Source organism: Aquabacterium sp. (assembly GCF_021768455.1).
GTDB lineage: Bacteria > Pseudomonadota > Gammaproteobacteria > Burkholderiales > Burkholderiaceae_C > Aquabacterium.
The window spans coordinates 1-9,382 of sequence record NZ_JAIZVX010000158.1 but is presented as its reverse complement, the minus strand read 5'-3'; the positions used below and the strand labels follow the sequence as shown (position 1 = coordinate 9,382).

The 9,382-nt window shown below is 67.8% G+C and carries 11 protein-coding genes; 6 read left to right on the top strand and 5 right to left on the bottom strand.

The genetic code is table 11. The features are described 5' to 3' along the window. The coding region (locus tag QZ994_RS16730) for a hypothetical protein (protein WP_290874248.1) at positions 1–200 on the top strand (200 nt) is incomplete at its 5' end. A 168-nt stretch (positions 201–368) separates the two neighbouring features. Then, complete coding sequence (locus QZ994_RS16725) at positions 369–2,003, top strand: serine/threonine-protein kinase (protein WP_290874245.1); 1,635 nt, start codon at positions 369–371, stop codon at positions 2,001–2,003. A 16-nt stretch (positions 2,004–2,019) separates the two neighbouring features. On the opposite strand, the gene QZ994_RS16720 is transcribed toward QZ994_RS16725, so the two are convergent. Next, complete coding sequence (locus QZ994_RS16720) at positions 2,020–2,562, bottom strand: hypothetical protein (protein ID WP_290874241.1); 543 nt, start codon at positions 2,560–2,562, stop codon at positions 2,020–2,022. 17 nt (positions 2,563–2,579) lie between these two features. Then, a complete protein-coding gene (locus QZ994_RS16715) occupies positions 2,580–3,857 on the bottom strand; it encodes a GNAT family N-acetyltransferase (protein WP_290874238.1) in 1,278 nt (425 codons plus the stop codon). Here QZ994_RS16715 and QZ994_RS16710 point away from each other — a divergent pair. Beyond that, positions 3,856–5,568, top strand: coding sequence for an NAD+ synthase (locus QZ994_RS16710; protein WP_290874235.1), 1,713 nt, complete (start codon positions 3,856–3,858; stop codon positions 5,566–5,568). The two genes, QZ994_RS16715 and QZ994_RS16710, sit on opposite strands and share 2 nt — an antisense overlap. A gap of 131 nt (positions 5,569–5,699) precedes the next feature. Beyond that, positions 5,700–6,038, top strand: coding sequence for a P-II family nitrogen regulator (locus QZ994_RS16705; protein WP_290874232.1), 339 nt, complete (start codon positions 5,700–5,702; stop codon positions 6,036–6,038). Between the two features lie 61 nt (positions 6,039–6,099). Here QZ994_RS16705 and QZ994_RS16700 read toward each other — a convergent pair whose 3' ends face one another. The 3 genes from QZ994_RS16700 to QZ994_RS16690 form a co-directional block, all read right to left on the bottom strand. Next, complete coding sequence (locus QZ994_RS16700; RefSeq protein WP_290874229.1) at positions 6,100–6,714, bottom strand: TIGR00730 family Rossman fold protein; 615 nt, start codon at positions 6,712–6,714, stop codon at positions 6,100–6,102. A gap of 31 nt (positions 6,715–6,745) precedes the next feature. Then, positions 6,746–7,291 carry an RDD family protein gene (locus QZ994_RS16695; protein ID WP_290874226.1) on the bottom strand — a complete coding sequence of 182 codons (546 nt, stop codon included), beginning with the start codon at positions 7,289–7,291 and terminating at the stop codon, positions 6,746–6,748. A gap of 76 nt (positions 7,292–7,367) precedes the next feature. After that, positions 7,368–8,186, bottom strand: coding sequence for a DUF3106 domain-containing protein (locus QZ994_RS16690; protein WP_290874223.1), 819 nt, complete (start codon positions 8,184–8,186; stop codon positions 7,368–7,370). Between QZ994_RS16690 and QZ994_RS16685 the strand changes: the two genes are divergently transcribed. Further along, positions 8,179–8,628 carry a murein hydrolase activator EnvC gene (locus tag QZ994_RS16685; RefSeq protein WP_367172336.1) on the top strand — a complete coding sequence of 150 codons (450 nt, stop codon included), beginning with the start codon at positions 8,179–8,181 and terminating at the stop codon, positions 8,626–8,628. The genes QZ994_RS16690 and QZ994_RS16685 overlap by 8 nt on opposite strands. A gap of 145 nt (positions 8,629–8,773) precedes the next feature. After that, a partial coding sequence (locus QZ994_RS16680; protein WP_290874251.1) for a DegT/DnrJ/EryC1/StrS family aminotransferase occupies positions 8,774–9,382 on the top strand: 609 nt, incomplete at its 3' end.

Sequence of the window (9,382 nt, the reverse complement as noted above, 5' to 3'; positions counted from 1 at the left end):
AGGTGGGGCTGGGTCATGCGGCGGTCCTGCAGGGGCATGGGATCAAGGGTTTTCACGACATTTATACCCTTCTCCGACCCCGATATGTGGTTTTTCATGGTCGCGTTCGCCCCTTGAACATGGGGCAACTTCCGGCAATTGACCCCCAAGTGTTGGGAAACGCCGTCTTGTCGCAAAAACAGATGATTCACGTTTCCTGAATGGCGGTGGGAAGTGGCCCGCCGCAGCCGCATCCGTCGCCCAGGGGCCGCTTTACCCTCATGAGGGGGTGAAAGGCGACAGGATCCAGGGGGTACCTGGGTTAAGCTCAGGGCCGTTTCGTCGCTGGCGCCCTGTCTTGCGGCCTCCCCGCCGCCCCTTTCCTGCCCATGTCCTCTCTCCCTGACCACGATGCCCTGCCGGCGGGCACACGCCTTGGCGAGTTCGAGGTTCAGCGCGTGCTGGGTGCAGGAGGCTTTGGCATCGTCTACCTGGCGTTCGACCATGCGCTCGAGCGCCTGGTGGCCATCAAGGAGTACCTGCCCGGTGCCCTGGCCGCTCGCGGCCCTGAGCTCACGGTGGTGCCCCGAGCGGGCGCGCATGCCGAGACCTATGCGCTGGGCCTGCGCTCCTTCGTCAACGAGGCCCGCATGCTGGCCCGTTTCGACCACCCCTCGCTGGTCAAGGTCCACCGCTTCTGGGAAGCCCACGGCACGGCCTACATGGTCATGCCTTACTACCAGGGCCGCACCCTGCACCAGGTGCGCCGTGACATGGCCATCCCGCCCGACGAGTCCTGGCTGCGCCGCCTCATCACGCCGCTGCTGGGCGCACTCGAATGCCTGCACCGCGAGCAGGTCTACCACCGCGACATCGCACCCGACAACATCCTCCTGCTGGACGACGACACCGGCCCGGGGCACGGTCGTCCCGTCCTGCTGGACCTGGGTGCCGCCCGCCGCGTGATCGGTGGCCAGACCCAGGCGCTGACCGCCATCGTCAAGCCCAGCTTCGCGCCCATCGAGCAGTACGCCGAGACCTCCCAGCTGCGCCAGGGCCCCTGGACGGACCTGTACGCCCTGGCCGCCGTGGTGCACTTCTGCCTGACCGGCCGCCCCCCGGTCCCGGCCACCTCGCGCACCCTGCACGACGAACTCACCCCCTTGCACGAGCTGGCGCCCCGCCTGGCCCAGGACTTTGGCCTGCACTACAGCGGCCCCTTTGTGCAGGCCGTGGACCACGCCCTGGCCGTGCACCCCATGGAGCGCCCGGAGTCCGTGGCCGCCTGGCGTGAAGAACTGGCGGGCATCGTCAGCGTGATGCCAGCGGGCGGTGATGCGCCGCCCCGTCCTGCCCCCGAAGCGGTCTTGCCCCAGACCGTCCTGGTGCGCACCCATGAAGGGGCCTTGCCCGAGGGGCATGCTGCCGTCGACGCCCGCGCTTACGCCACCACGGCCCCGGCCGCCGGGGTCCTGCATTCACCGGTGACCGTGCCCTTGCCCCGCGCTGGCCGTCCGCAGACCTCAGCGCAGGCGGGCGAGGTGGCTGGTGCCGCCGTGGCAGAGGGGCGGGCGGCATCGCCTGCTCAGGCCTGGACGCGCTGGGCCATCGTGGGCCTGGTGTGCATGGCCATGCTGGCCTTCTGGTGGGGGCGCCACAGCGCCTCGGCGCAGGGCAAGGCGGCCGTCGAGCCTGCGGCCTCTGTGGCCAAGCTGGGCGAGGCGGCGGGTGTCGGCAGCAGCGCAGCCAGTGCCGCCATGGTGCCCGCCAGCAAGGCCGCCGAAGGGGGGCTGCGCAAGTCTGTGAGCAAGGCCGAGGGCAAGGCGGAGAAGGCGTCCGCGCAGGTGGCCAGCAAGCCCGAGCGAAGCGGGCCCCTGAACCCGCGTGCGGCCTGCAGCAACCACAGTTTCATCATGCTGGCCATCTGCATGAAGCGGCATTGCAGCCGCCCGGCCTACACACGGCACCCGGAGTGCCAGCGCATGCGCGAGCAGGAGGCGGCCCAGCGCCCCAACTATCCCTGAACGGTGGGGCGGCGGCTCAGGCGGCCGCCCGCTGCGTCTGGTGCAGGGCGGCCAGCGTCTGCTGCAGGATGCGGGCATCGGCGCTGGCGCGGTGGCGCTGCAGGCCCATGGTCTGCGAGACCTGGCGCTTGACCTCGTGCCAGCGTGCGGCTTCGCGCTCGCTCAGCAGCGCGCGCAGGTTGTCGAGTTTGTAGGACGGGCTGCGGCCTGCGGCCTCGTAGAGGCGGCCCAGCCAGGTGTAGTCATGCGCCCAGGCGTCGGAATAGACGGTCTGTCCGCGCAGGCGCAGGTTCAGCACATCGGCGATCTCGCGCGGACTGCGGCCATGCTGCATCAGCTGCTCGCGGGTGATGTGATGCACGGCGGCCGCGTTCGGGTCCCAGTGCTGCCAGTCGGCCTCGGGCTTGACCAGGCTGCACCATGCACTGCCGTCGGGCAGCACGAAGCCGATCTCGATGGGGTAGCTGCCAAGGCCAAACCCGGAGGCCTCGATGTCCATGATCGAGGGAAGGGGCTCGGCATTGGCCGGCAGATTGGCCGGCAGGTCAGCTTGGTTCATGGTGGCCCTGTGATGCTTTATGTAATGTTGCCGAGTGTCCCACCTTCTGTTGGCTCCGGTTCTCGGTGTTTGAACGGCTTTCGTTCGTCTAATTCCGACATGTAGTGGCCCATGCCGCGGTCTTCGCGCTGGAGGAAATCGGCCACCGCCTCGCGCAAGCCCTGATGGCGAAGCAGGTGGGCCGACCACGTCGAAACCGGCAGCAGGCCTCGTGCCAGCTTGTGCTCGCCCTGGGCGCCGCCCTCAAAGCGCGAGAGGCCCTGCTCGATGCACCAGTTCAGACCCTGGTAGTAGCAGGCCTCGAAGTGCAGGCAGGACACGTGCACCAGTGCGCCCCAATATCGCCCGTAAGCCACCTTGGCCACCGGGTCCACGGCCAGCAGGGATGCGGCGATGGGCTCGCCGTCTTTCGAGGCGATGAACAGCGTCCAGTGCTCAGGCAGGGTGGCAGCGGCCTGGCGCCAGAAGGCCCTGCTCAGATAAGGGCGCTGGCCGTGCTCGTGGTAGGTCTGCGTGTAGCAGCGGTAGAAAAAGTCCCAGTCGGCTTCACCGATGGCGTGGCCCACCTTGGTCTCAAAGCTCACCCCCGCTTCGCGCACCTTGCGTCGCTCTTGCTGGATCTTCTTGCGCTTGTCTCGTTGCAGGCTGGTCAGGAAATCCTCGAAGCTGCCGTAGGGTTCGGGCTGGCGGTTCTCCCAGTGGAACTGCACGCCATGGCGCACCAGCCAGCCCTGGCTTTCGGCCAGGCGCGCATCGGCTTCGGGCAAAAACAGCACGTGGGCCGACGACCAGTCCTGTGCCTCGCACAAGGCTGCCATCTCGCGCAGCAGGCGGGCGCGCAAGGCCTTTTGCAGTGCTTGGGGGGCATCGCCACGGGCCAGCAGGCGCGGTCCCGGGATGGGCGAAAACGGCACCGCGCTCAGCAGCTTGGGGAAGTAGCTCAGGCCCTGCTGGCCCAGCGCCCGGTTGTAGGCGTCGGCCCAGGCCCAGTCGAACACGTACTCGCCGTAGGAGTGGTCCTTGGCGTAGGCGGGGGTGGCGGCCCAGAGGCGGCCCGCGTCATCTTCCAGCAGCAGGAAGCGGGTGTGCCAGCCCGTGCGGCCCGTGGCGCTGCCACTGTCGGCCATGGCCTTGAACAGGGCGTGTCGCAGAAACGGACCGCCTGCGCCATCGGGCAGCAGGGCATCCCACTGATTCGGGTCGATCTCGTCGGGGTGCTCGGCCCAGCGGGCGCGCAAGGCCGCTACCATGCTGGCTTGCGCATCTGCGCCGTCTGACTCTTGAAGCGTGTCCATGAATGCTGTGTCGTCCGTGGCCCGTCCTGCCTCTGCGCTGAACGTGGCCCTGCTGCAAATCAACCCGGTCGTTGGTGACCTGGCCGGCAATGCCCGGTTGATCACCGAGGCGGCCCGCCAAGCTTATGCCGACGGCGCCCGCCTTGTCGTGACCCCGGAAATGGCCCTGTGCGGCTACCCCCCTGAAGACCTGCTGCTGCGCCCCGCCTTCCTGGCGGCCTGCGAGGCCGGTGTGCAGCAGATTGCCGCCAGCCTGGCCGACCTGCCCGACCTGCACCTGGTGCTGGGCCACCCCATGTACGCGCCGGGTGTCTCGTCCGAGCGAGGCCGCTCGCGCGCCGTGCCCGGTCTGGTCAACGCCGCCAGCCTCCTGAGCGCCGGGGCCGTGAAAGCCAGCTACGCCAAGCGCGAACTGCCCAACTACCAGGTGTTCGACGAACGCCGCTACTTCGTCAGTGGCCGCGAAGCCGGCCTCGGTCCGGTGGTGGTCGAGGTGCTGGGCTGGCGCGTCGGCCTCCTGGTCTGCGAAGACGCCTGGTTCGACGAGCCGGCGCAGTCCGCCGTGGGGCAGGGCGCCCAGGCCCTGGTGGTGCTCAATGCCTCGCCCTTCCACGCCGGCAAATGGGGCGAGCGCGAGGCCCTGATGGGTGAACGCGCCCGCGCACTGGGCGTGCCCCTGGTCTACGCCCACATGGTGGGCGGCCAGGACGAGGTCGTGTTCGACGGCGCCTCCTTTGCGGTCGATGCCCAGGGCGCCGTGCAGGCCCGGGCCCCCAGTTTCGAGACGGCCACGCTGCCCCTGACCCTCCTGCCCGATGGTGCCGTGCAAGGCGCCCTGGCCGCCGTGCCCTCGCCCGAGGCCGAGATCTGGCAGGCCCTGGTCACCGGTGTGCGCGACTACCTGGGCAAGAACGGCTTTCCCGGCGCCATCATCGGCCTGTCGGGTGGCATCGATTCGGCCCTGGTGCTGGCCATCGCGGTCGATGCCCTGGGGGCCGACAAGGTCCGCACCGTGATGATGCCCTCGCCCTACACGGCCGACATCTCTTGGATCGACGCGCGTGACATGGCCGATCGCCTGGGCGTGCAGCACGACGAGATCGCGATCGCGCCCGAGTTCGAAGCCTTCAAGACCTCGCTGGCGCCGCTGTTCGTGGGCCGCGCCGAAGACACCACCGAAGAGAACATCCAGGCCCGCGTGCGCGGCACCCTGCTGATGGCGCTGTCGAACAAGACCGGCGCCATCGTGCTCACCACCGGCAACAAGAGCGAGATGGCCACGGGCTACTGCACGCTCTATGGCGACATGGCCGGCGGCTTTGCCGTCATCAAGGACCTGGCCAAGACCCTGGTCTACCGCCTGTCGAACTGGCGCAACGCCCAGGCGCGTGCCGCAGGCCAGGTCGAGCCCATTCCCGAGCGCATCATCACCCGCCCGCCCTCGGCCGAATTGCGCCCAGACCAGACCGACCAGGACAGCCTGCCCGAGTACGACGTGCTCGACGCCATCCTCGAGCGCTACATGGAGCAGGACCAGGCCATCGAAGACATCGTGGCCGCGGGCTTCCCCCGTGCCGACGTCGAGAAGGTCACCCGCCTCATCAAGCTCAACGAGTACAAGCGCCGCCAGGCCCCGGTCGGCATCCGCATCACGCACAGGGCCTTCGGGCGCGACTGGCGCTACCCCATCACCTCGCGCTTTCGCGCCTGAGTGGTGTGGCCGGGCGCCCCACGCGCCATGAAATGTTCACAGACGTGCTTAAATAGTCACCATGCGGCGCAGCAATGCGCCTGCGAATTGCCTGAATTTCCTCACTTCGCCGCCTTTCCCGGAGTTTTCCCATGAAGCAGATCACCGCCGTCATCAAACCGTTCAAGCTCGAAGAAGTGCGCGAAGCCCTGGCCGAAGTCGGTGTGACCGGCCTGACCGTCACCGAAGTCAAGGGTTTTGGCCGCCAGAAGGGCCATACCGAGCTCTACCGTGGCGCCGAGTACGTGGTCGACTTCCTGCCCAAGGTCAAGGTCGAAGTGGTCGTGAAGGACGCCGACGTCGACCGTTGCATCGAGGCCATCGTCAAGGCCGCCAAGACCGGCAAGATCGGCGACGGCAAGATCTTCGTCACCTCGGTCGAGCAGGTCGTGCGCATCCGCACCGGTGAGACCGACGAATCGGCCGTCTGACCACGCCACAGGCGGGGCCGCGCGAAGCGGCCACTCGCCCCGGACGGCCGCCCCAGACGGCTCAGATGTCGTCCGACACGCCGCCAGGACCAGGCTCAGCCAGGTCGGGCGGCGTTTCTGTTTTCAGGCGCTGGTGTTCGGCCTCGATCTGGTCGAGCAGGGTGCGGGTGTCGGTGCCGGTGAGCAGCAGTTCCTGCACATCGGGCCAGAGGAAGCCGGCATCGCGGCTGCGGTCGATGAAACGCAGCAGCTCGTCGTAGTAGCCGGCCACGTTCAGCAGTGCCAGGGGCTTGCGGTGGTAGCCCAGTTGCCGCCAGGTCCAGACCTCGAAGATCTCTTCCATCGTGCCGATCCCGCCTGGCAGGGCGATGAAGGCGTCGGCCTGCATGGCCATGGCGTGCTTGCGCTCGTGCATGTTGTCCACCACCTGCAGATCGGTCACGCCGCCGTGGCCCATCTCGCGCTGCATCAGCTTCTCGGGGATCACGCCGATCACCCGGGCGCCGGCGGTGATCGCCGCATCGGCCACCGCGCCCATCAGGCCGGTGCTGCCGCCGCCGTACACGAGTTGCCAGCCGCGTTCGCCGATCTGGCGGCCGACTTCGCGGGCGGAGGCCAGGTGGGCCGGGTCCAGCCCGTCGCGCGAGCCGCAGTAAACACAGAGGGACAAGGTCATGGGGGTTCCGTGGAGAGGGGGACGAGGCCGTTCAGGGGCGGGTGTCGACCAGGCGTGTGCCGCTCAGCACATCGTGCAGAAACTGGCGCTGGGGCAGCAGGAAGCTCAGGGCGGCGTAGAGCAGGATCCACACGCCCATGGCGCCGAAGAGCTCCTTGCTCTGGTGCCAGCCGGCCAGCCAGGCACCGGCCCAGGGGGGCATCAGCCACAGCCAGCTCAGCATGTAGCGCATGAGCGCCTGCTTCAGGCCAATGGCCTGGCCGTCGGGCGAGACGATGCGCAGGTGCCAGGTCTTGGTGGCGAGGGTCTGGCCGCCGTGCGTCCAGAACCACAGGAAGTAAAGCGACAGGGCCAGGAACTGGCTGGCCATCATGCCCTCGCGGCCTTGCAGGCCGTGGCGCTGGTTGGCGATCACGCTGTAGAGCGCACCCACGGCCATCACCAGCCCGAACAGCAGCACCCCTTCGTAGGTGAAGGCCGCCAGGCGGCGGCGCAAAGAGGGGGCCTGGGTGGCGGCGCGAACGGCCACCTCCTGCTCGCTCAGGGTGCCTTGAGCAGGGAGCTTGAAGATCGACATGGGGGCGTGGGGAAGGCGGTGGGCGGCAAGGCCGAAACGATACACCACCCACCTGAGGCGGTTGCTGGGGCCAGGCTCAGTCCGTGTCGCTCTCGGCGCTGACCTTCTGGGCCGGCGCCTGCATGGCGGCGCTTTGGGCGCCCTTGCGTGGCAGCAGGGTCACCGGGTCCACAAAGGCCTTGGAGGCCGTGATCTTGGTCAGACCGGTGTGCTGGTGCAGGGCCGGGCTGGGGGCCTGGGTGACGAGGTTGGTCGTGGCGCCGGGGCCGCCCTTCACCAAGGCCGGGGCCACCACCGTGGGCGGAACCTGGGTGGCGGTGCCTGGCACCACATTGACTTTCCGGTCGTTGCTGTTCTGGGCCTGGCGCTTGGCGCCGTACACCTGCCCGGCCTCGCGGGGGCCGGGTACGTTGTCCGGCAGGAACACGGGCTTGGCCTTGCGCTGGGCCTGGCGGCTCAGGTCGTCGCGGTCGGTGGCGGGCAGGGCCTGGTAGGCCGCCCACTTTTCCTGCCGCTCGGACGGGCTCAGCTGGCGCGTCTGCTGGAAACGCAGGCGGGCTTCGCCGCGCTCGCTGGGAGGCAGGTTGGCCCACTGCTTCATGCGCTCCTGCATGCGCTGCTGTTCGGCGGCACTCAGGCGCGGGTATCGCTCGGCCAGGTTGAGCCACTTGGCGCGACCGGTGTCGTCGATGTTCGCCCATTGGCCTTGCAAGGGCTGCAGCACGCGGCGCTCGGCGGCCGAGAGGCCTGCCCAGGGTGTGTTGCTGCCGCTGACAGCGGTCGTGCCTGGCCCCGCAACCGGCGCCGCAGGGCTGTGCTGCCCCGGGGTGCCTGCCGTCACGGCGGCGCCCGACACCAGGCCGGCGCCTGCCGAACAGCCGGCACTGGTGGCCAAAGCGCCCGAGAACGTCAAGCAGCCGCCGGTGTTTGCGGTGGCCAATGGCGCCTTCAGCGCCCTGCGCGGGCAGTTGCGCGCGCCGATACATGGCACGCCGGCGGCCAAATTCGGCAGCAAGCGCGGCGACGGCCCGAGCTGGAAAGGCTGGTTCATCAAGGCCGCCGCCGGCACCGACGTCAAGGCCATCGCCGACGGCCAGGTGGTGTTTGCCGAGTGGATGGGACGCTACGGTAATCTGATCATGATCGACCACGGTAACAACTACCTTAGCATTTATGGCAACAACCAGACGCTGTACAAGCGCAAGGACGACATCGTCAAGGCTGGCGAGACGATTGCCGCCGCCGGTAATACGGGCGGCAATGAAGAATCCGGTCTATACTTTGAACTGCGATTCAAAGGCGCGGCAATCGATCCGGCCGCGTGGATTAAATTTTGATTTTCGTCCCGCTGCGCGCGTTCGGGAGCGGCCGTTCTGGCCGCCGACCGCCGGCCGCGAAGGCTGTTTGCCCTCTCACCATGCCTGATCGGACTCGCTGCAACAGGCGAGGTCTGCTCATCTCATGTTTTACGCAATATGGAATATGACAATGAATTTTAAGAACGTCGGCCTGATCGGCCTTGGCATGCTGGCCGGCGCGGCAGGCACCATGCAGTTATCGGCCATGGCCCAGAAAAGCAATGCCGGTCCGCTGCCGCTCGAGGAATTGCGCCAGCTGAGCGACGTCTTCGGCCTGATCAAATCCGATTACGTGGAGCCGATCGAAGACAAGAAGCTGCTGGCCGAAGCCATTTCCGGCATGGTCGCCTCGCTCGATCCGCATTCGGCCTATCTCGATAAAAAGGCCTTTCGCGAACTGCAGGAAGGCACGCAGGGCAAATTCGTCGGCCTCGGGATCGAAGTGGGCATGGAAGACGGCTATGTCAAGGTCGTCTCGCCGATCGAGGATTCGCCAGCCTATCGCGGCGGCGTCAAGGCCGGCGACGAAGTCATTACCACGCCGCTGACGTTTTGCGCCACCGTCAATGCCATCTTGCATACGGGCGCCACGCCGGTGCTGGCCGATGTCGTGCCGCAGACGATGAATATCGATCCGTGCGCCATCGCCGGCAAGATCGGCCCGCGCACCCGGGCTTTGCTGCCCGTGCATTTTGCCGGCTTGCCGTGTGAAATGGAGCAGTTGCTGGCGCTG

What these genes read in the sequence shown, in the direction of transcription:
- QZ994_RS16725 (WP_290874245.1), top strand. Translation starts at nt 369, where the DNA reads ATGTCCTCTCTCCCTGACCACGATGCCCTGCCGGCGGGCACACGCCTT.
- QZ994_RS16720 (WP_290874241.1), bottom strand. Translation starts at nt 2,562, where the DNA reads ATGAACCAAGCTGACCTGCCGGCCAATCTGCCGGCCAATGCCGAGCCC.
- QZ994_RS16710 (WP_290874235.1), top strand. Translation starts at nt 3,856, where the DNA reads ATGAATGCTGTGTCGTCCGTGGCCCGTCCTGCCTCTGCGCTGAACGTG.
- QZ994_RS16715 (WP_290874238.1), bottom strand. Translation starts at nt 3,857, where the DNA reads ATGGACACGCTTCAAGAGTCAGACGGCGCAGATGCGCAAGCCAGCATG.
- QZ994_RS16705 (WP_290874232.1), top strand. Translation starts at nt 5,700, where the DNA reads ATGAAGCAGATCACCGCCGTCATCAAACCGTTCAAGCTCGAAGAAGTG.
- QZ994_RS16700 (WP_290874229.1), bottom strand. Translation starts at nt 6,714, where the DNA reads ATGACCTTGTCCCTCTGTGTTTACTGCGGCTCGCGCGACGGGCTGGAC.
- QZ994_RS16695 (WP_290874226.1), bottom strand. Translation starts at nt 7,291, where the DNA reads ATGTCGATCTTCAAGCTCCCTGCTCAAGGCACCCTGAGCGAGCAGGAG.